This window comes from Hydrogenophaga sp. (genome assembly GCF_026125785.1).
GTDB lineage: Bacteria > Pseudomonadota > Gammaproteobacteria > Burkholderiales > Burkholderiaceae_C > Hydrogenophaga.
Genome location: NZ_JAHCKL010000016.1, coordinates 60805 through 80391 on the forward strand (window position 1 = coordinate 60805; position 19587 = coordinate 80391).

The window sequence follows — 19587 nt, forward strand, 5'->3', positions numbered from 1 at the left end:
TAGAACGGTCTGATTCATTTTCCGAGCATGCGCGAGAGCAGCCCCTTGCGCATGGGTCGGGAGCGAGCATACGCCAATATCACGGAAATATTGTCGCGACCACCGCTGTCGTTGGCACCATCCACCAGCGCATGGGCCTTCTCCTCCAGCGTGCCCGCGGTCACGAGGATAGCGGCGATACGCTCGTCGCTCATCATGTCGCTCAGCCCGTCGGAGCAAAACAGGTACAGGTCCTCTTCCTCGATGCGGTATTCGTTGACTTCCAGCAACACCGTATCTTCCACGCCCAAAGCCCGTGTGACCAGATTCTTGTGGGTGGCGTACTGCGCCTGTTCCAGCGAGATCAATCCGGCATCGATCTGCTCCTGCAGCAGGGAGTGATCGCGCGTGATCTGCATGAAATGGCCATCGCGCAAGCGGTAGCAGCGCGAATCGCCCACGTGGCCGATCATGGCGCGCTCACCATGAAACACGCCCATGACCAGGGTGGTGCCCATGCCGGCGTACTGCGGGTTGGAGTTGGCCGCGTTGAAGATGGAGCGGTTGGCGTTGTCGATGCAGATTTCCATCGCGCGCCGCAACTCCCGTGCGCTGGCCTCGTGCCCGCCCTCGGACATCCAGCGGCCCAGCTCGGTCTTGATGAAGGACGTGGCCATGGCACTGGCCACCTCGCCAGCGTTGTAGCCGCCCATGCCGTCGGCCAGCACGGCGATCTGGTTGTCCGGGTCGATGGCGACCGAGTCTTCGTTGTTGTCCCTGATCAGTCCCGGATCGGTCAAACAAAAGTACTCGAAGATCATGTTGTTTGACTTAGGGACGGGCATGGACGCTGTCTGCGCTGGAGAGACTGGGAAAGGATGCCGATGGCGAGCCAACGCACCCGGGCCTTGGCGACAGCAGAGGATGGCCCGGCAAGCTGGTCAGTATATCGGCGCGCGCATGCGCGTTCTGAATGCGGCGCGATGGGGTCTGTAAGGATTCGCTGAAGGTCACGTGTGACATTTTCCGGGTTGATCAGCCTGCGGGTCGCCGCGAACTGCCCGAAGGTCAGCGACATGCGCACCAATGGACGGTCCGGCCAGGCCGGCGCCCTGGGGTGTTTCATTTTGTTTCAGATGGGCCGACAGGATCAAGGCCCCACCGCGGGAATCCTTCTCGAATTGGGCCGTCGGCAAAAAAAAAGGCAACGCAAGCGTTGCCCTTTTCACGCACGGCGTCCGCGCTCAGATCAGCGACTTGAGCAGCTTGCCCATTTCGGAGGGATTGCGCGTCACCTTGAAGCCGCACTCTTCCATGACGGCGAGCTTGGCATCGGCCGTATCGGCGCCACCGCTGATGAGCGCGCCGGCATGGCCCATGCGCTTGCCGGGAGGCGCGGTCACGCCAGCGATGAAGCCGACGATGGGCTTCTTCATGTTCGCCTTGCACCACATGGCGGCCTCGGCCTCGTCGGGCCCGCCGATCTCGCCGATCATGATCACGGCGTCGGTGTCCGGATCGTCGTTGAAGGCCTTCATCACATCAATGTGCTTGAGGCCATTGATGGGGTCGCCACCAATGCCGACCGCGCTGGACTGGCCCAGCCCGATTTCGGTGAGCTGTGCCACCGCTTCATAGGTCAGCGTACCGGAACGCGAGACCACGCCGATGCGGCCCTTGCGGTGAATGTGGCCCGGCATGATGCCGATCTTGATTTCGTCGGGCGTGATGAGGCCGGGGCAGTTCGGGCCCAACAGCAGGGTCTTCTTGCCACCGGCGGCTTCCTTGGCCTTCATCTTGTTGCGCACTTCCAGCATGTCGCGCACGGGGATGCCTTCGGTGATGCAGATCGCCAGGTCCAGGTCGGCTTCCACGGCTTCCCAGATGGCGGCGGCAGCGCCTGCGGGCGGCACGTAGATCACCGAGACGGTCGCTCCGGTCTGCTGCGCGGCTTCCTTGACGGAGGCGTAGATCGGGATGTTGAAGATCGATTCACCGGCCTTCTTGGGGTTCACCCCGGCCACGAAGCAGTTCTTGCCGTTGGCGTATTCCTGGCACTTCTCGGTGTGGAACTGGCCGGTCTTGCCGGTGATGCCTTGGGTGATGACCTTGGTGTCTTTGTTGATGTAGATCGACATGGTGATTTCCTTTCGGCACTCAGGCGGCTTTGACGGCAGCCACCACCTTCTGGGCGGCTTCGGCCATGGTGTCGGCGCTGATGATGGGGAGACCGGACTCGGCCAGCATCTTCTTGCCGAGCTCTTCGTTGGTGCCCTTCATGCGCACCACCAGAGGCACCGACAGGTTCACCGCACGGCAGGCGGTGATCACGCCGGTGGCGATGGTGTCGCACTTCATGATGCCGCCGAAGATGTTGACCAGGATGGCCTTGACCTTGTCGTTCTTGAGCATGATCTTGAACGCTTCGGTCACCTTCTCGGGCGTGGCGCCGCCACCGACGTCGAGGAAGTTGGCCGGCTCGGCGCCAAACAGCTTGATGGTGTCCATGGTGGCCATGGCCAGGCCCGCGCCATTCACGAGGCAACCGATGTTGCCGTCCAGGCTGATGTAGGCCAGATCGAACTTGGAAGCCTCGATCTCGGCGGCATCCTCCTCGTCGAGATCGCGCAGAGCGACGATCTCGGGGTGGCGGAACAGGGCGTTGGAGTCGAAGTTGAACTTTGCGTCCAGCGCGATGATGTTGCCTTTGCCGTCGCGGTTGAGGGGGTTGATCTCGACCAGCGAAGCATCGGTGTCCATGTAGCACTTGTAGAGCTTCTTGCACACATCGATGAACTGGGCTTCGGAGTCGGCCGGCAGCGCAATGCCCTTGGCCAGTTCCTTGGCCTGGGCGTCGGTCAGACCAGTCAGGGGATCGACGAACACCTTGACGATCTTCTCGGGGGTGGCGTGCGCCACCTCTTCGATGTCCATGCCGCCTTCGCTGGAGGCGATGAAGGCCACTTTCTGCGTCGCGCGGTCGGTCACGACGGAGAGGTAGTACTCCTTCTGGATGTCCGCGCCGTCCTCGATGTAGAGACGGCGCACCTTCTGGCCTTCGGGGCCGGTCTGGTGGGTCTTGAGCTGCATGCCCAGGATCTCACCCGAGAGGCGCTTGACGTCGTCGATCGACTTGGCCACCTTCACCCCGCCACCCTTGCCGCGGCCACCCGCATGGATCTGGGCCTTGACGACCCACACCGGGCCGCCGAGTTTCTGGGCGGCTTCCACCGCCTCCTGCACCGTGAACGCCGCGATGCCGCGCGGCACCGGTACACCAAACTGGCGCAGGATTTCCTTGCCTTGGTATTCGTGGATCTTCATGAGGGGGTCTCTCAGGAATGGGTCTAAGGGGGTCGGCCGACGCGCGGGCCGAAGGGGCACTGAAAAACAGTAACCCGGGACTGTATCATGGTGCAACGCACCAAAAGCGCGCACCCGGCGGGCGCCGCCGATGGTGGACATCTCAACTGAATCCAGACTGACAAGGCGGACAGGCCATGGCCAAGGTATTCATCGACGGCGAAGCCGGCACCACGGGGCTGCAGATCCGGGACCGCCTCCAGGGCATGCCCGGCGTGGAAGTGGTGAGCATCGCACCCGAGCGCCGCAAGGATCCGCAGGCCAAGCGGGCGCTGATGGCCCAGGTGGATCTGGTCATTCTGTGCCTGCACGACGACGCGGCACGTGAATCGGTGGCGATGATCGACGGACTGCCCGGCTCGAAGCCGCGCATCATCGACGCCTCCACCGCCCACCGCACAGCGCCGGGATGGGTGTTCGGATTTCCGGAGTTGGGCCCTGGCCAGCGCGAGGCGGTGGTGAAAGCGCAGCGGGTGGCCAACCCAGGCTGCTATGCCACTGGCGCCATTGCCATGTTGCGGCCGCTGGTCGATGCCGGGGCACTGCCCGCTGACCACCCGGTGTGCCTGCCGGCCGTCAGCGGCTACACCGGTGGCGGGCGCACCATGATCGAGGCTTACGAAAAACACGAGGCTCCCGCTTTCGAGCTCTACGCCCTGGGTCTCCAGCACAAGCACCTGCCCGAAATCATGGCCTACAGCGGCCTGCACCGGCGCCCGATCTTCGTGCCCGCGGTGGGCAACTTCGCGCAAGGCATGCTGGTGCAGTTGCCACTGCACCTGGACACCCTGCCAGGCCAGCCCAGCCCGGCGGATCTGCATGCCATCTATGCGAAACACTACGCCGGCAGTGAATGGGTCAGCGCCGAACCGGCCACCGAATCGGGCAAGCTCGATGCACTGGCGCTCAATGACACCAACAAGCTGGAAATCCGCGTGTTCGGCAACCCGCAAGCGCGCCATGCGGTGGTGGTGGCCCGGCTGGACAACCTGGGCAAGGGCGCCAGTGGCGCCGCGGTGCAGAACCTCAAGCTCATGCTCGGGCTGTAAACCGCCCAGCCCCGGGCTTCGTCGAAAGACATGGGGTTCGTTCGTCGTCCCTGCGTGACGCCGAACCCGAGAGGCCCCGCACATGAGCCCTGACCCCACCGCGGCCGAGGCCGTACCCGCCAAGGCCACGCGCCGCGAATGGACCGCGCTGGCGGTGATCGCCCTGCCCTGCCTGGTCTATGCCATGGACCTGACGGTGCTCAACCTGGCCCTGCCCGCGATCAGTGCGGACCTGCAGCCCTCAGCGTCGCAACTGCTGTGGATCATCGACATCTACGGCTTCATGGTGGCTGGCTTTCTGATCACCATGGGTACGCTGGGAGACCAGTTGGGCCGCAAGCGGATGCTGCTGATCGGCGCTGCCGCCTTTGCCGCCGCTTCCGTGGCCGCAGCCATGGCCACCACGGCACCCGCGCTGATCGCGACGCGCGCGCTGCTCGGCATCGCCGGCGCCACGTTGGCACCCTCCACGCTGTCGCTGATCTCCAACATGTTTCGCGACGAGCGGGAGCGCCGCATCGCCATCGGCATCTGGATCTCCAGCTACTCGGTCGGCGGGGCTGTCGGCCCTCTGGTGGGCGGCCTGATCCTGCAGTACTGGGCATGGCCGGCCATCTTCTGGGCCGCCGTTCCGGTGATGGTCTTGTTGCTGCTGGTGGGGCCAGCCCTGTTGCCGGAGTACCGCGACCCCCATGCCAACCGGCTCGACCTCTTGAGCGTGCTGCTGTCCCTGGTCGCGGTGCTGGCCGGCGTTTCGGCACTCAAGCAGCTGGCCGAAGGCCATCTGGGCGGCAGCACCGCGTTGGCCGCGCTGCTGGGACTGCTGGCGGGCACGGCTTTCCTGCGGCGCCAGCGCCGCGTCGCCTATCCGCTGCTGGACCTGCGCCTGTTCGCCCAGCCCCGCTTCACCACGGCGATCACCGCCTATGCGCTGACGTCCTTCGCCATGTTCGGCGTCTACATCTTCATCTCGCAACACCTCCAGCTGGTGCTCGGCCTGTCGCCACTGGTCGCTGGCCTGTGCACCGTGCCCTGGGCGCTCTCCTTCGTTGTCGGCTCCATGGCGACGCCCTGGATCGCGCAGCGGCTGCAGGCCCCGCGCACCATGGTCTCGGGGCTGGCTTTGGCAGCCGTCGGCTTTGGCGCACTGGTGATGGTGGACACCCCGCACGGGCTGCTCTGGCTGATGGGCGGCATGGTGTTGATGGGACTGGGGATGTCGCCGGTCTTCACGCTGGGCAACGACATCGTCATCAGTTCGGCGCCACCCGAACGCGCAGGCGCCGCATCGGCCTTGTCGGAAACGAGCTCGGAGCTTTCGGGCGCGCTGGGCATTGCTGTCTTCGGCAGTCTGGCCACCAGCCTGTACCGCAGCGGCATGCGGGAACTGGCGCCGGCCGACCTGCCTGTGGACGCCGCCCTCGCCGCGTCGACGCTGGGCGGCGCATTCAACGCCGCAAACCATCTGCCCCAGCCGATGGCCCAGGCCTTGCGCCACGCCGCGAGCGCGGCCTTTGTCGACAGCCTTCAGGCTGCTGCGCTGCTGGGCATGGCGATCACCACCGTCAGCGCGCTGCTCGCCTGGCGCCTGCTGCGCGAGCGGCCTCCTGCGTCCGCAGGGACCCGCGCGGGCTGAGGCGGTTTTCAGTCGGCGCCGTCATCGGTCACCGCGGTGCCGCGCACCACGCGACGCACGGTTTCCGCGCCAAAACCCCGGGTCAGGAGAAAGCGCATCTGCCGGGCCTGTTCGACCGCATCGCCCGGTGCCCGGCCGAACTTGCGGCGCCAGACATCGTGGGCACGCGCCAGTTCGGTGTCCTTGAGCGCCGCTACCGCATTGGCCACGGCCTGCGGATCCAGCCCTTTGGCCTGCAGCTCCTGGCGCACCCGGGAGGCGCCGAGCCGAGAAGCGCGGCGATGAAGCACCGAATCGATCACACGTTGCTCGTCGATGAAACCCTTGGACTGCAGCTCGTCCAAGGCACGGGCCAGTTCCCCTGGCTCGGTTTCATGGGGCGCCAGCTTGCGCTGGAGTTCGGCACGCGAATGCTCGCGCGCGGCGAGCAGCTTGAGCGCGCGCCCTTTGAGAGAGATCGAAAAGGAACCCATGGTGGTGACCGCCACCGTTCGGGCGGTGGCTGGAGCGGGTGTCAGGCGGCGTCGGCCTTGCCGGCCTTCTCGGCTTTGTCCGCCTTGCCGCCCTTGACGGGTGTTTGCGGCTCGTCCACCGGCAGCAGCGGCACGCCCAGTTCGGTGCGTACCTTGTTCTCGATCTCGACGCGCAGGTCACTGTTCTCGCGCAGGAACTCGCGCGCATTGTCGCGGCCTTGCCCGATCTTTTCGCCGTTGTAGGCGTACCAGGCTCCGGACTTTTCGATCACCCGGTGCAGCACGCCCAGATCGAGAATCTCGCCCTCGCGGCTGATGCCCTCGCCGAACAGGATGTCGAACTCGGCGGTCTTGAAAGGCGGAGAGACCTTGTTCTTCACCACCTTCACCTTGGTTTCGTTGCCGATGGCGTCCTCGCCCTTCTTGATGGTGCCGGTGCGACGGATGTCCAGGCGCACCGAGGCATAGAACTTGAGCGCGTTGCCGCCGGTGGTGGTCTCGGGGCTGCCGAACATGACGCCGATCTTCATGCGGATCTGGTTGATGAAGATGACCATGCAGTTGGTCTTCTTGATGTGGGCGGTGAGCTTGCGCAGCGCCTGGCTCATCAGCCGCGCCTGCAGGCCGGGCAGCGAGTCGCCCATCTCGCCCTCCAGTTCGGCCTTGGGCGTGAGCGCGGCCACCGAGTCCACCACGATGAGGTCGACCGCGCCAGAGCGCACCAGGCTGTCGACGATCTCCAGCGCCTGCTCGCCGGTGTCGGGCTGGCTGATCAGCATCTCCGGCAGATTCACGCCCAGCTTCTGTGCGTACTGCACGTCCAGCGCATGCTCGGCATCGACGAAGGCGCAGGTACCGCCCAGGCGCTGCATCTCGGCGATCACCTGCAGAGTCAGCGTGGTCTTGCCCGAGGATTCCGGCCCGTAGATCTCGATCACGCGGCCGCGCGGCAGACCTCCGACGCCCAGCGCGATGTCCAACCCCAGCGAACCGGTGGAGACCACCTGGATGTCCTCGATGGCCTCGCCTTCGCCCAGGCGCATGATGGTGCCCTTGCCGAACTGCTTTTCGATCTGGGCCAGAGCGGCCTGCAGGGCCTTGGCTTTTTCGCTGTTGAGGGGGTTGTTCTTGACGGGTGCGTCCATGTCGGGCTCCTGGGCTGTAGGGGTGGTTCGCATGGCCTTTGTGGATACGTACAGGCTGGATGCTTGAACAGCAGTTTACCCACGTATTTCGCCGAAAACGCCGCTTATTTGGTCAGTTTGCCTTACCATACGGCCGATGGCTGATCCACCGAAGGACATCACCCCCCTGCCCGACGACCGCTGGCGCATGGGCCACCTGGGTCGTCTCATGGGGCAGGCGCTGCGGCGCTTCGACGAGCGCGTGCTGCACCTGATGGCCCACGACCCCGACGTGCCGCTGGCGCTGTCCAACCTGGCCGCGCGCGCGCAGATCGGCGCGGCCCACGTGCACATCACCCGCCATCTGGCCCTCAACGGGTCGCGCCTGACCGAGCTGGCCCGGCAGGCCGGCATGAGCAAGCAGGCGATGGGGGACCTGGTGACGCAATGCGAGGCCTGGGGCCTGGTGCGGCGTGAGGCGGACGGACGCGATGCGCGGGCGCGGCGCATCGTCTTCACGGCCACCGGCCTGCTCTGGCTGGACGCCTTCCGGCGCGCTGTGGCGCAGGCAGAAGCCGAGTTCCGCGCCCAGGTCGGCGAAGAGGTGGCCACCGTCGTGGCGCTGGGCCTGGAGGCCTATGGAACTTGACCCAGATCACCCTCTGCGGCGCATGCGGGCCTCTAAAATGAAACGGTCGCAGACGCCTCTGCCGGCGACACGGCCCCCCGGAGACAAGCCATGCGCATCCTCATTGCAGAAGACGACCAGGTCCTGGCCGACGGACTCATGCGCAGCCTGCGCGCAGCCGGCGCGGCGGTGGACCATGTGGCCAGCGGCACCGAAGCCGACGCGGCCCTGCTGACCAACAACGAGTTCGACCTCCTCATTCTCGATCTCGGCCTGCCCAAGCTGCACGGCCTGGAGGTGCTCAAACGTCTGCGCTCGCGCGGTTCGGTGATGCCGGTGCTCATCCTCACCGCGGCCGACAGCGTCGAGGAGCGGGTCAAGGGCCTGGACTACGGCGCCGACGACTACATGGCCAAACCGTTCTCGCTGCAGGAGCTCGAAGCGCGGGTGCGGGCCCTCACGCGCCGCGGCATGGGCGGCACCACCAACACCATCCGCCATGGTCCCCTGGAGTACGACCAGGCCGGCCGCGTGGCGACCATCGACGGCAAGATGGTGGAGCTCTCGGCACGGGAACTGGGGCTGCTGGAGGTGCTGCTGCAACGCGCCGGGCGCCTGGTCAGCAAAGACCAATTGGTGGAGCGGCTGTGCGAATGGGGCGAGGAGGTGAGCAACAACGCCATCGAGGTCTACATCCACCGCCTGCGCAAGAAGATCGAAAAGGGGCCCATCCGCATTGCGACCGTGCGCGGCCTGGGCTACTGCCTTGAAAAAATCAGCGGCTGAAGACCGCGCCTCCGGCGGACCGCTGGCCTTCGTGGAAAACAAGGGCCCCTTCGGTCTGTTCCAGCGTGAGCAGCGCAGTCTGTTCGGCGAGTTGCTGGACTGGATGCTCACGCCGCTGCTGCTGCTGTGGCCGCTGTCGCTGGCGCTGACCTGGTTCGTCGCGCAAGGCATTGCCAGCAAACCTTTCGACCGCGCGCTGGAGTTCAATCTGCAGGCGCTCTCGCGTCTGGTCGTGAACGAGGACAGCCGCATCGTCTTCCACATGGACGAGCAGGCGCGCGATCTGCTGCTGGCGGACTCCGGCGACCTCATCTACTACCAGGTGCTTGATCCGCGCGGCGAACTGGTGAGTGGCGAGATCGACTTCCCCCGGCCGCGCGACGAGGTCCTGCCCGAGCCCGGCCGGGTGCTGCTGCGCGACGACGTGGTGCGCGGCGACGAAGTGCGCGTGGCCTACACCTGGCTGGCGCGCAACGACAGCGAGCGCCTGGTGCTCATGCAGATGGCGGAGACCAAGGGCAAGCGGTCCACGCTGGCCACCGAAATCATCAAGGGCGTGATGGTGCCGCAGTTCGTCATCCTGCCGCTGGCGGTGCTGCTGGTCTGGCTGGCGCTGGTGCGTGGCATACGGCCGCTCAACGACCTGGAGCAGCGCATCCGCGCGCGCAAGCCCGACGACCTCAGCCCCATCGAAGAGTCCTTCGTTCCGCAGGAAGTCGCGCCACTGGTGTCTTCCATCAACGACCTGCTGACCCGCCTGAAGACCTCACTGACGACACAGAAGCGCTTTCTCGCGGACGCGGCGCATCAGCTCAAGACGCCGCTGGCAGGCCTGCGCATGCAGGCCGAGCTGGCGCAGCGCGAGGTGGACCCCGTGGAAATCCGCGGCTCCCTGCAGCAGATCGCGCGCGCCAGCACGCGGGCCACGCACACCGTCAACCAGTTGCTGGCGCTGGCCCGCGCCGAGACCACCGGCCGATCCTTGCCCATTGAACGCATCGCGCTGGCCGACCTCGTGCGCGGCGTGGTGCAGGAGTCGGTGCCGCGCGCACTGGAGCACGGCATAGACCTCGGATTCGAAGGCCCCGACAGCACGCCCGACAACTGCCTGATCGACGGCAACCCCACACTGCTGCACGAGATGGTTCGCAACCTGGTGGACAACGCCATCAACTACTCGGGGCGCGGTGGCATGGTTACGGTGCGCGTGCTGCTGGACCGCTTCAGTGGCGTGCAGGTGCTGCAGGTGGAGGACGACGGCCCGGGCATCCCCGAGAACGAACGCGAGTTCGTGATGCAGCCCTTCTACCGGGCGCTGGGGACGAACGTCGATGGCTCCGGGCTGGGCCTGGCGATCGTGCAGGAAATCGCGCAGCAACACGGCGCCACGGTGTCCATGGAGGACGCCCATCCGGAACGCAGCCAGCGCGGGCTGCGGGCCTCGGTGCGCTTCACGCCCGAGCAGCCGCGCCCCGAGGAATGAGAGGGGGGCTCAGGCCGCTGGCTTGTAGACGTTGAGCTGCAGGCGCTCGCGCTCGATCACGCGGGCCACCGCGGGCAATTCGGCAAAACGCTGGGCCAGGGCCCAGGTCGCGGTCTGGCCGGTGGGGTCGATGCCCGCATAGCCACCCCAGCGCAACAAGGTGAGTGCGTACGCGTCCAGGGCACCAGGCCGTTCGCCCGTGAGCCAGGGCGAGGCCTGGGCCGCCATGGCCTCGATCTCGTCGAGCAGTCCTTTGTAGCTGCGGGCCGCGAACGCGCGGATCGCGGCCTTGGCGGCTTCGTCGTCGGTGAACTTCTCGGGCATGAACACGTGTGTGAACGTCGGGTGCACGGTGTTGTTCATCCAGGCCAGCGTCTGCAGCGCGCGTGCGCGCTGGCCGCCGGAGGCGGGCAGGATGCCGGCCTGCGGCAGCCGGGCGTCCAGGTGCAGCAGGATGGCGACGATCTGGGTGATGACCTGGCCATCGTCCACCAGCACCGGCACCTGGCCACGGGGGTTGACGGCCAGGTACTCAGGGCTGCGCTGTTCGCCCTTGTGCAGCTTGACCATCTGGGGCTCGAACTCGGCGCCGGCCAGCTCCAGCATCGAATGCGGCACGAACGAACAGGCACCGGGGGCGAAATAAAGCTTCAGGCTCATGCGGTAAATCTCCTTGTGAATCAACCCAGGTGCTGGCCCACGATGCCCGCGATCTCGAACATGGTGACCGAGTCCTTGCCGAACACCGGCCGCAGCCTGTCGTCGGCGTTGATGCGGCGCTTGTCCTTGGCATCCTGCAGGCCGTGGGCCTTGATGTAGTCCCACAGTTTCTTGACCACCTCGGGACGGGAAACCGGGCCCTCGCCGATCACGGCGGCCAGCGCGGCGCTGGGCTGCTTGCCCGTGGCGGCCGTGGTCTTGCGCGGCGCCTTCGGTGCCTTGGCGGTCTTGGGCGCCTTGGCCGCCGCCTTCTTGGCCGCCGGGGCCTTTCTGGCCGCGGCCGGCGCGGCAGCCGGCGATTTGCGCGGCGGGAATTTGCTGGCCCGCGGCTCGAACTCGAAATTCACCTTGCCGGCCTCCTTGTCCCAGGCCAGGAAGGCCTTGAAGGCGCGGCGCGTGCGCATGGAGACAAACTTGTCGAGCAGATCGGTCTTGCCGGTGGCCAGCAGCTTGCTCATCTGCTCGCGCGCCACCGGCTGCTGCAGGATGATCTTGCCGCTCTTGAAGTCGCAACTGGGCGTGGGCTGCGCCTGTGTGGGCACCGCCTTTTCGCAGACATAGTTGCTGCCGTGCTCATGCACCGGCGCGCCGCACTTGGGGCACGCGCCCAGCGACTCGCTGCCACTGAAGTCGACCAACTCGCCGGTCTCTTCGCCCGCCTTGTCGTCGCCGAAGTCGAACTCCAGCTTCCAATTGCGGTCCTCGTCGCTGTACTTGAGCACGATCTCCGCCACGAAAGGCCAGCCCGCCTTGGAGCGGAAACCTTCGAGCGGGCCGATGTGCTTGTCGCGCAGCAGCGCCTCGGCCTCCTGCGGCTCGAAGGTGCGGCCCGCCGGTGACTTGCCGAAGGAGAAGCCGCAGCCCTCGCTGCCACCGTCCTGGCCGGTGCAGGCATAGCGCCGGTAGTTCTCCTTGACCACGCCGCCGCAGTTCGGGCAGGGCGTGGCCAGCGTGGCGTAGTTGCCGGGGATGGTGTCGCGGTCGTATTCCTTGGCCTTCTTCACCAGGCGCTCGGTCATGGTGGCGATCTCGCCCATGAAGGCCGCCCGGCTGAGGCGGCCGTGTTCCATCTGCGCGAGCTTGTGCTCCCATTCGCCCGTGAGCTCAGGCTTGGACAACTCCTCCACACCCAGTCCGCGCAACAGCGTCATGAGCTGGAAGGCCTTCGCGGTCGGGATCAGTTCGCGCCCCTCGCGCAGCATGTACTTCTCGGTCAGCAGCCCTTCGATGATGGCCGCGCGCGTGGCTGGCGTGCCCAGGCCTTTCTCCTGCATGGCTTCGCGCAGCTCGTCGTCGTCCACCAGCTTGCCGGCGCCTTCCATGGCGCCGAGCAGCGTGGCTTCGCTGTAGCGCGCAGGCGGGCGGGTCTTGAGGGCGCGCGCTTCGACCGCCTCGGTGCGCACCGTCTCGCCTTCGCGCACCGGCACCAGGTTCTGGCCTTTGTCGCCCTCCTTGGCGCCTTCCACGTCTTCGGCCGCCTCCTTGCCGTACACCGCCATCCAGCCCGGCCTGACCAGCACCTTGCCCTCGGTCTTGAAATGGTGGTTGAGCACCTTGCTGATGCGCGTGGTCACCATGAACTCCGCGCTGGGGAAGAACACCGCGATGAAGCGGCGCACCACCAGGTCGTAGAGCTTCTGTTCGGCGTCGGACAGGCCGTGCGGCGCCTGCAGTGTCGGGATGATGGCGAAGTGGTCGCTGACCTTGCTGTTGTCAAAGACGCGCTTGCTGGGCCGGATGTACTGCTGGTCCAGTGCGGTGCGGGCATGCGGCGCCAGGTGCTTCATGCCACTGCCGGCCAGCATCTCGAACGTCTGCTTCACCGTCGGCAGGTAATCCTCGGGCAGTGCGCGCGAGTCGGTCCGGGGGTAGGTCAGGGCCTTGTGGCGCTCGTACAGGCTCTGCGCGAGCTGCAGCGTGGTCTTGGCGGAAAACCCGAAGCGGCCGTTGGCCTCGCGCTGCAGGCTGGTCAGGTCGTACAGCAGGCCGCTGGCCTGGGTGGTGGGCTTGCTTTCCTCGCTGACGCTGGCGGCCTTGCCACGCACCGCCTCGACGATGGCCAGCGCATCGCGCTGGTCCCAGATGCGGTCGGCGCGCAGATCGGCGTCGGCGTCTTCACCGGCCGGCTTCTTGAAATTCGGATCAAACCACTTGCCCGGGTACTCGCCCGCCTCGGCCAGGAAGCTGGCATGAATCTCCCAATAGTCGCGGGCCTTGTGGGCACGGATCTTTTCCTCGCGCTCGACCACGATGGACAACGTGGGCGTCTGCACCCGGCCGACCGTGGTGAGGAAAAACCCCCCGTCGCGCGAGTTGAAGGCGGTCATGGCGCGCGTGCCGTTGATGCCCACCATCCAGTCGGCTTCGGAGCGGCTGCGCGCCGCATCGGCCAGGCCGCGCATCTGCTGGTCGCTGCGCAGGTTCTCGAAGCCTTCGCGGATGGCCGCCGGTGTCATCGACTGCAGCCACAGGCGCTGCACCGGCTTGCCCAGCGGCTGGTAGGCCCCGTTCTTGAAACCGCCGGCGTACTGCTCGATCAGCCGGAAGATCAGCTCGCCCTCGCGGCCCGCGTCACAGGCATTGACCAGGCGCGCGACATCCTTGCGCTTGACCAGCCTGACCACCGCCGCCAGGCGCGACTTGGTCTTGTCGATCGGCTTGAGCTCGAAATAGGGCGGCAGCACCGGCAGGTGCGCGAAGCTCCATTTGCCTCGCTTGACGTCGAACTGCTCAGGCGCGGCGATCTCCACGAGATGGCCCACCGCCGAGGTGACCACGTACTGGTCGTTCTCGAAATGGTCGTCGTGCTTGTCGAACTTGCCGGCCACCGGCGCGAGCGCACGCACGATGTCCTGGGCCACGGAGGGCTTCTCGGCGATGACCAGCGTCTTGGCGGAACCTTCGGTTTTCATCTCTACAATCGGCTTTCCACGCGCGTGTGCACGCGCACATGGGCACGCGCGCCCACGCGCGCACCTGCATGAAACAACCTTACCAAATTATCCGGCCGTGACGAAAACCCCAGGTTCCGCGAACGCTCCCCGCCCGAAAACACCCCGTGGCAAGGCGCCCGCACCGCAGGCAAACAGCAACGGCCGGCGCATCCAGACGCGGCGCTCGGGCGTGCACGGCAAGGGGGTCTACGCGGTGGCCGATCTGGCCAAAGGCGAGACGGTGATCGAGTACGTGGGCGAGATCATTTCCTGGGAAGAAGCCCTGCGCCGCCACCCGCACGACCCGTCCGACCCCAACCACACCTTCTACTTCCACATCGACGAAGACCATGTGATCGATGCCAAGGTCGGCGGCAATTCGGCGCGCTGGATCAACCACAGCTGCGCGCCGAACTGCGAGGCCGACGTGGAGGACGGACGTGTCTTCATCCGCGCGCTGCGTGACATCAAGCCCGGCGAAGAGCTGTTCTACGACTACGGGCTGGTGATCGACGAACCCTACACACCCAAGCTGAAGGCCGAGTACCCCTGCTGGTGCGGCGCCCGCCAATGCCGCGGCACGCTGCTGGCCCCGAAGCGCGCGGGCAAGGCGTCTCGCCTGGGCTGATGCCCGGCCCCTGGCGGACCTGTGCGGCCCATGTCTGACCTGCTCGCGCACTCGGAAGCCCTGTGGCAGGCCGTGGCACCGCTGCTGCCGGGCTTCACGGTGGAGGTGGTGCCCAGCATCGACTCCACCAACAGCGAACTCATGCGCCGTGCACGCACGGGCCTCATGGAGCCGGTGCTGCTGGCCGCCGAAGAGCAGAGCGCCGGCCGTGGCCGGGTGGGCAAGGCCTGGCACAGCCGCGCTGGTCAATCCCTGACCTTCTCGGTTGGCCTGCCGATGGCGCCACGAAGCTGGTCGGGCCTGTCGCTCGCCGTCGGGGTGAGCCTGGCGCAGAGCCTGCACCCGGACGTGCGCCTGAAGTGGCCCAACGACCTCTGGCTGCACGGCCGCAAGCTGGGCGGCATCCTGGTGGAGACGGCTTCTGCGGGTGGGGCGCAAGCGTCGGCACCCCGCATGGTGGTGGTCGGCGTGGGTCTGAACATCGCCCGACCGGACGCACAGGCGGTGGCCGCACTGCAAGACAGCGGGGCGGCACTGCCGGCCGTCGCGCCTGCCGGCGTGGCCGAGGTGCTGGTCGGCACGACCGCCGGCGAGGTGCTGGCGCGCGTGGCGCCACCGTTGCTGCAGGACCTGCTCGCGTTCGAATCCCAGGGTTTTCCGGCGTTCGCGCAGCGCTTCGCCAGCCGCGACGCGCTGCGGGGGCTGGAAGTCCAGCTGTCGGACGGACAGCGCGGCACGGCTTGCGGGGTCGGCGAAGACGGTGCCCTCCAGATTCTCACCAGCGAAGGCATGCGCGGCATCACCAGCGCGGAAGTGAGCGTGCGCCCATGCTGAAGTGGGCCATCTGGCTGCTGGCGCTGGCCAACGCGGGCTACTTCGCCTGGGGTCACGGCTATCTGCGCGGCCTGGGCCTGGCGCCGCTGGAGCAGCGCGAACCCCAGCGCCTGGACGGACAGGTGCACCCGGAACAACTGCGCCTGCTCAACGGACCCAAGGCCCAGGAGGCACCGGCGCCGACCCCGGCACCTGTCAGCGCGCCAGCGAGCACGGACGCCACCACGCCCGCCGCCGCCGCGGTGGCCACGGGCCCGCAGCCTGCCCCGGCCGTGCCACCCATGCCCGACAACAACGGCCCACGCGCCTGCTGGCAGGCGGGCGGTTTCACCGAAGCGCAGGCCGAGCTGCTGCGCGCGGAACTCAAGCTGCTGGGGCTGCCGGCAGACCGCTGGCAGTTGGTCGAAAGCCGCAGCGCCGGCCGCTGGATCGTCTACATGGGCCGCTACGACAACGAGGCGCAACTCGAACGCAAGAAGGCCGAGTTGCGCGGCATGGGCGTGAGTTTCCGCGACGTCTCGGGCAGCGGCCTGGCGCCGGGCCTGGCGTTGGGTACCTACTCCAGCGAGGCGGCCGCACAGCAGGCGCTGCAGCAGGTGGAACGCAACGGCGTGCGCACCGCCAAGGTCACGCAGGAGCGGGCAGAGTCGGTGAGCTACACGTTGCGCCTGCCCGCCATCACCGCAGCCCAGCGCACGGCGGTGGACGGCCTGGGCGATGCCATGGCGGGCAAGAGCCTGCGCGCCTGTTCCTGAACAGAGACCCTGGCGCCGTTTCAGGCGCGCCGCGCGCTGACCGGAACTGCGTTGCGGCGCTGCGAGGCGATGACCGCCAGCACCCAGGCCCACAAAGCAGCGCCCCAGAGCAGGCGCATGGATCCACCGCCGCCGCCACCCGCAACGGTGGCCGCCGGCATGGCGGCGGTGATGCGCACGGTGTCCTCTCCATGGCGGTTGACGTTGTCCACCACGGTGAGCGAAAAAACATACTCCGCCTCGCTCGCCAAGGTGACCGTGGCGACGGCAGTGTCCGCCGCCGTGATGGCCACCGACGGCCCCGAGACCTGCACCCACTGGTAGGACACGATGCTCGCCCCGGGAATGGCCACGCTGCCACTGCCATCGAGCCGGACCACGGTGCCCGGTTCGACGTCCCCCACCGGTTGAATCACCACCGCCGGACCGGTGGCCAGTTGCACGGCGGTGTGCGCGTCCAGCAGGCCGGCGCCGCAGGTGCTGGTGGTGCAGTTGCACACACCGGCGCCCGCCGGGCCACAGGCCGCGAGTCCACCCAGGCTGACGTGAGGCCGGGCGCCCGCGCGCATGCGCTCGATGAGCTGGCGCGGACTCAACGCCGGGTTGACCGCCAGCATCAGGCTGGCCACGCCCGAGGCTTGCGGCGCGGCAAAGCTGGTGCCTTGTTTGTGGCCATACCCGTTGAGCTGCGGTGTGGTGGTGCCGCTGTTGTCGATGGAGAGCAGCATGGTCGCGTTGCCCCCTTCCACCGAGCCGCCAGGCGCGGCCAGCGACACGCGGCTGCCGAAACTGGAGTAGGAGGCCTTGGCGCCGTCCTTGCGCACGGAGGCCACCGTCATCACGCGCCGGCAGTCTGCCGGGCGAAAGAGGCTGGCGTCGTTGTTGCCAGCGGCCACCACGACCAGTGAGCCGGCGTTGGTGACGGCATCGATGGTGTTCTGGTAGGCCTGCGAACACGGTTGGTCGCCGCCAAAGCTGAGGTTGATCACGCGGGCCGGGTTCGGGTTGCCGGGCACGCCCCAGACCGGCAGGCCCGCCGCCCAACGCAGACCATCCAGCAGGTCCGACACCATGGCGCCGCACTTGCCCGAGACACGCACCGGCAGCAGCCGCGCGTTCCAGTTCAGGCCCGCCACACCCTGCGCGTTCTGGGTGGCGGCGGCAATCTGCCCGGCGATGAAGGTGCCGTGCCAGTTGCTGTCCGACACCTCGCACCCGGCAAAGGTCGGGGTTTGCACTTCCCCGGCGGTGACCCAGTCGCCGGGGTCGCTGGCGTCGGCATCCCGCCCATGGTCATCGTTGGAGATGGACAGGTCGCTGATCATGTCGTAGCCCGCGAGCAGGCGCGGCCCCAGCGCCTGCAACTCCGGGTGATCAAACCGCACGCCGCTGTCCACCACGGCCACCACCACCGAACTGCCGGTGGTGTTGCCCCAGGCCGCAGGCAGGTTCAGCCCCGACAGGTTGCTTCCCCCGTCGGGCGCCTGCAGGTGCCATTGCTGGGAAAACAGAAGGTCGTCGGGCACCACGGCAGCCAGCCGCGGCACCAGCACGTCCGGCTCGACCCAGGCCACATCCGGATGCAGGCGCATGCGGCGCATGGCGCGTTCCAGGGCCTCGCCCCGCAGCGGCCGGTCAAAGCGCATCAGGCTGGCGTTGCCGGCGCCACCGGTACCCGCCAAAGCCACGCCGGCCTCCTGGGCCGCGCGTGCCACGCGCTCACGGTCGCGGCGCGCACCCCGCTCCCATTGCGCACGGCTTCGCTCGCGTTCGGACACCCAAGGGCCGCGGTCGGCGGTGCGCGCCATCTCGGCCGATGGCTCGTTCGCGTCCCGCAAACCGATGATCAGGCCCATGGCCGTCTGAGGGGTACCCGCCTGGGCCGTCGACAGACCAAGGCAGGCCAGCATGGCAAGACTCAGGCTGACGGACAGGAGACGGTTCATGAGGGGCTGCTGCACGCACCGCACGGCATGCATGCAAGGACGGTGTCAAGCGAGGATGGCAATGGCTGGACATTCTGTCACGCGTCCACTGTGCATGGCGCCAAGGAATGCCACTTTTGTGCACTTTCAACGCCCTTGCAACGCCTGCGGCTCAGACGGCGTGAAACGCAGCACGCGGATCCTGGGCCTCGAACCAGTCCAGGACCTCGTCCCACAAGGGCCGCGCACGCGGCCGGAAGCAGCCCATATGGCCCATGGGCGCAAGGCCCAGGCGATAGGAAAGGCCCACCGGTCCGGCAATGCCCCAACAAAAAAGCGACCCGAAGGTCGCTTTTTTTCGGAGCAGTCGAAGCAGGTGCTTACTTGGCGACCACGCGCGCCATTTCGAGGCACTTGTTGGAGTAGCCCCACTCGTTGTCGTACCAGCTCACCACCTTGATGAAGGTCTTGTCCAGCGCAATGCCCGCATCCGCGTCGAAGATCGAGGTCCGTGCATCGCCCCGGAAGTCCGTCGCCACCACCTTGTCTTCCGTGTACCCCAGGATCCCCTTGAGCGCGCCCTCGCTCTGCGCCTTCATCTCCGCCTTGATCTCCTCGTAGCTCGCATCCTTCTCCAGCTCCACCGTCAGGTCCACCACCGACACGTCGCTCGTGGGTACCCGGAAGCTCATGCCCGTGAGTTTCTTGTTCAGCGAAGGAATCACCACCCCCACCGCCTTGGCCGCACCCGTGCTGCTGGGAATGATGTTCTCCAGAATCCCCCGCCCGCCGCGCCAGTCCTTGTTGCTCGGGCCGTCCACCGTCTTCTGCGTGGCCGTGGCCGCGTGCACCGTCGTCATCAGCCCGCGCTTGATGCCCCACTTGTCGTGCAGCACCTTGGCCACCGGCGCCAGGCAGTTGGTCGTGCAGCTGGCGTTGCTGATGATCGCCTCGCCCTTGTAGCTGCCGTGGTTCACCCCGTACACGAACATCGGTGTGTCGTCCTTGCTCGGCGCGGACATGATCACCTTCTTCGCACCGGCCTGCAGGTGCTTCTCGGCGCCAGCCTTGTCCAGGAAGATCCCGGTGGATTCGATCACCACGTCCGCTCCCACCTCGCCCCACTTGAGCGTGGCCGGGTCCTTCTCGGCCGTCAGGCGGATCTTCTTGCCGTTGACGATCAGGTCGCTGCCCTGCACCGACACCTCGCCCTCGAAGCGCCCGTGCACGCTGTCGTACTTGAGCATGTAGGCCAGGTACTCCGGCTCCAG

Annotated in this window: 17 protein-coding genes; 8 read left to right on the forward strand and 9 right to left on the reverse strand. The window is 67.0% G+C overall.

Going from position 1 to position 19587, the window contains the following annotated elements; all coding sequences use genetic code 11:
* Positions 1 to 14: 14 nt before the first annotated feature.
* The 3 genes from KIT53_RS14675 to sucC all read right to left on the reverse strand — a co-directional run bounded on the left by KIT53_RS14675 (position 15) and on the right by sucC (position 3303).
* Positions 15 to 800, reverse strand: coding sequence for a Stp1/IreP family PP2C-type Ser/Thr phosphatase (locus KIT53_RS14675; protein WP_297753833.1), 786 nt, complete (start codon positions 798 to 800; stop codon positions 15 to 17).
* A gap of 423 nt (positions 801 to 1223) precedes the next feature.
* Positions 1224 to 2117: a succinate--CoA ligase subunit alpha gene (gene sucD, locus KIT53_RS14680; RefSeq protein WP_297753787.1), complete on the reverse strand. Its 894-nt coding sequence runs from the start codon at positions 2115 to 2117 to the stop codon at positions 1224 to 1226.
* A gap of 19 nt (positions 2118 to 2136) precedes the next feature.
* Positions 2137 to 3303 carry an ADP-forming succinate--CoA ligase subunit beta gene (gene sucC, locus KIT53_RS14685; protein ID WP_297753791.1) on the reverse strand — a complete coding sequence of 389 codons (1167 nt, stop codon included), beginning with the start codon at positions 3301 to 3303 and terminating at the stop codon, positions 2137 to 2139.
* Positions 3304 to 3479: 176 nt separating this feature from the next.
* On the opposite strand from sucC, the gene argC reads away from it, so the two are divergent.
* Both argC and KIT53_RS14695 read left to right on the forward strand, forming a co-directional pair.
* Positions 3480 to 4391, forward strand: coding sequence for an N-acetyl-gamma-glutamyl-phosphate reductase (gene argC / locus KIT53_RS14690; protein WP_297753793.1), 912 nt, complete (start codon positions 3480 to 3482; stop codon positions 4389 to 4391).
* An 82-nt stretch (positions 4392 to 4473) separates the two neighbouring features.
* Entirely contained in the window at positions 4474 to 6027 is a 1554-nt protein-coding gene (locus KIT53_RS14695; RefSeq protein ID WP_297753796.1) for an MFS transporter, read from the forward strand.
* 8 nt (positions 6028 to 6035) lie between these two features.
* Here KIT53_RS14695 and recX read toward each other — a convergent pair whose 3' ends face one another.
* Positions 6036 to 6500: a recombination regulator RecX gene (gene recX, locus KIT53_RS14700; RefSeq protein ID WP_297753799.1), complete on the reverse strand. Its 465-nt coding sequence runs from the start codon at positions 6498 to 6500 to the stop codon at positions 6036 to 6038.
* 41 nt (positions 6501 to 6541) lie between these two features.
* Complete coding sequence (recA, locus tag KIT53_RS14705) at positions 6542 to 7645, reverse strand: recombinase RecA (protein WP_297753801.1); 1104 nt, start codon at positions 7643 to 7645, stop codon at positions 6542 to 6544.
* Positions 7646 to 7781: 136 nt separating this feature from the next.
* Here recA and KIT53_RS14710 point away from each other — a divergent pair, with 136 nt between their 5' ends.
* The 3 genes from KIT53_RS14710 to KIT53_RS14720 all read left to right on the forward strand — a co-directional run bounded on the left by KIT53_RS14710 (position 7782) and on the right by KIT53_RS14720 (position 10521).
* Positions 7782 to 8273 (forward strand): helix-turn-helix domain-containing protein, encoded by a 492-nt coding sequence (locus tag KIT53_RS14710; protein WP_297753804.1) that lies wholly within the window; start codon positions 7782 to 7784, stop codon positions 8271 to 8273.
* 90 nt (positions 8274 to 8363) lie between these two features.
* The gene (locus KIT53_RS14715) at positions 8364 to 9038 is read left to right on the forward strand and encodes a response regulator transcription factor (RefSeq protein WP_297753807.1); all 675 of its coding nucleotides are present in this window, start codon (positions 8364 to 8366) and stop codon (positions 9036 to 9038) included.
* Positions 9039 to 9141: 103 nt separating this feature from the next.
* Positions 9142 to 10521 carry a sensor histidine kinase gene (locus tag KIT53_RS14720; protein ID WP_297753835.1) on the forward strand — a complete coding sequence of 460 codons (1380 nt, stop codon included), beginning with the start codon at positions 9142 to 9144 and terminating at the stop codon, positions 10519 to 10521.
* A gap of 9 nt (positions 10522 to 10530) precedes the next feature.
* On the opposite strand, the gene KIT53_RS14725 is transcribed toward KIT53_RS14720, so the two are convergent.
* Together KIT53_RS14725 and KIT53_RS14730 are read right to left on the reverse strand one after the other, a co-directional pair.
* Positions 10531 to 11181 carry a glutathione S-transferase family protein gene (locus KIT53_RS14725; RefSeq protein ID WP_297753809.1) on the reverse strand — a complete coding sequence of 217 codons (651 nt, stop codon included), beginning with the start codon at positions 11179 to 11181 and terminating at the stop codon, positions 10531 to 10533.
* Positions 11182 to 11201: 20 nt separating this feature from the next.
* The gene (locus tag KIT53_RS14730) at positions 11202 to 14153 is read right to left on the reverse strand and encodes a DNA topoisomerase III (protein WP_297753811.1); all 2952 of its coding nucleotides are present in this window, start codon (positions 14151 to 14153) and stop codon (positions 11202 to 11204) included.
* 190 nt (positions 14154 to 14343) lie between these two features.
* Between KIT53_RS14730 and KIT53_RS14735 the strand changes: the two genes are divergently transcribed.
* The 3 genes from KIT53_RS14735 to KIT53_RS14745 are packed head-to-tail and all read left to right on the forward strand — an operon-like array spanning position 14344 to position 16391.
* Positions 14344 to 14802, forward strand: coding sequence for an SET domain-containing protein-lysine N-methyltransferase (locus tag KIT53_RS14735; protein WP_366521926.1), 459 nt, complete (start codon positions 14344 to 14346; stop codon positions 14800 to 14802).
* Positions 14803 to 14832: 30 nt separating this feature from the next.
* Positions 14833 to 15636: a biotin--[acetyl-CoA-carboxylase] ligase gene (locus tag KIT53_RS14740; RefSeq protein WP_297753817.1), complete on the forward strand. Its 804-nt coding sequence runs from the start codon at positions 14833 to 14835 to the stop codon at positions 15634 to 15636.
* Positions 15630 to 16391, forward strand: coding sequence for an SPOR domain-containing protein (locus KIT53_RS14745; RefSeq protein ID WP_297753820.1), 762 nt, complete (start codon positions 15630 to 15632; stop codon positions 16389 to 16391). The genes KIT53_RS14740 and KIT53_RS14745 overlap by 7 nt, the downstream gene beginning before the upstream one ends.
* A 20-nt stretch (positions 16392 to 16411) precedes the next feature.
* On the opposite strand, the gene KIT53_RS14750 is transcribed toward KIT53_RS14745, so the two are convergent.
* A complete protein-coding gene (locus KIT53_RS14750) occupies positions 16412 to 18337 on the reverse strand; it encodes a S8 family serine peptidase (RefSeq protein WP_297753822.1) in 1926 nt (641 codons plus the stop codon).
* A gap of 359 nt (positions 18338 to 18696) precedes the next feature.
* On the reverse strand, positions 18697 to 19587 hold an 891-nt coding region (gap, locus tag KIT53_RS14755), incomplete at its 5' end, for a type I glyceraldehyde-3-phosphate dehydrogenase (RefSeq protein WP_297753825.1).

Bases quoted from the DNA above. Each gene is read 5' to 3' on its own strand.
- KIT53_RS14675 (WP_297753833.1), bottom strand. From the start codon at position 800: ATGATCTTCGAGTACTTTTGTTTGACCGATCCGGGACTGATCAGGGAC.
- sucD (WP_297753787.1), bottom strand. From the start codon at position 2,117: ATGTCGATCTACATCAACAAAGACACCAAGGTCATCACCCAAGGCATC.
- sucC (WP_297753791.1), bottom strand. From the start codon at position 3,303: ATGAAGATCCACGAATACCAAGGCAAGGAAATCCTGCGCCAGTTTGGT.
- argC (WP_297753793.1), top strand. From the start codon at position 3,480: ATGGCCAAGGTATTCATCGACGGCGAAGCCGGCACCACGGGGCTGCAG.
- KIT53_RS14695 (WP_297753796.1), top strand. From the start codon at position 4,474: ATGAGCCCTGACCCCACCGCGGCCGAGGCCGTACCCGCCAAGGCCACG.
- recX (WP_297753799.1), bottom strand. From the start codon at position 6,500: ATGGGTTCCTTTTCGATCTCTCTCAAAGGGCGCGCGCTCAAGCTGCTC.
- recA (WP_297753801.1), bottom strand. From the start codon at position 7,645: ATGGACGCACCCGTCAAGAACAACCCCCTCAACAGCGAAAAAGCCAAG.
- KIT53_RS14710 (WP_297753804.1), top strand. From the start codon at position 7,782: ATGGCTGATCCACCGAAGGACATCACCCCCCTGCCCGACGACCGCTGG.
- KIT53_RS14715 (WP_297753807.1), top strand. From the start codon at position 8,364: ATGCGCATCCTCATTGCAGAAGACGACCAGGTCCTGGCCGACGGACTC.
- KIT53_RS14720 (WP_297753835.1), top strand. From the start codon at position 9,142: ATGCTCACGCCGCTGCTGCTGCTGTGGCCGCTGTCGCTGGCGCTGACC.
- KIT53_RS14725 (WP_297753809.1), bottom strand. From the start codon at position 11,181: ATGAGCCTGAAGCTTTATTTCGCCCCCGGTGCCTGTTCGTTCGTGCCG.
- KIT53_RS14730 (WP_297753811.1), bottom strand. From the start codon at position 14,153: ATGAAAACCGAAGGTTCCGCCAAGACGCTGGTCATCGCCGAGAAGCCC.
- KIT53_RS14740 (WP_297753817.1), top strand. From the start codon at position 14,833: ATGTCTGACCTGCTCGCGCACTCGGAAGCCCTGTGGCAGGCCGTGGCA.
- KIT53_RS14745 (WP_297753820.1), top strand. From the start codon at position 15,630: ATGCTGAAGTGGGCCATCTGGCTGCTGGCGCTGGCCAACGCGGGCTAC.
- KIT53_RS14750 (WP_297753822.1), bottom strand. From the start codon at position 18,337: ATGAACCGTCTCCTGTCCGTCAGCCTGAGTCTTGCCATGCTGGCCTGC.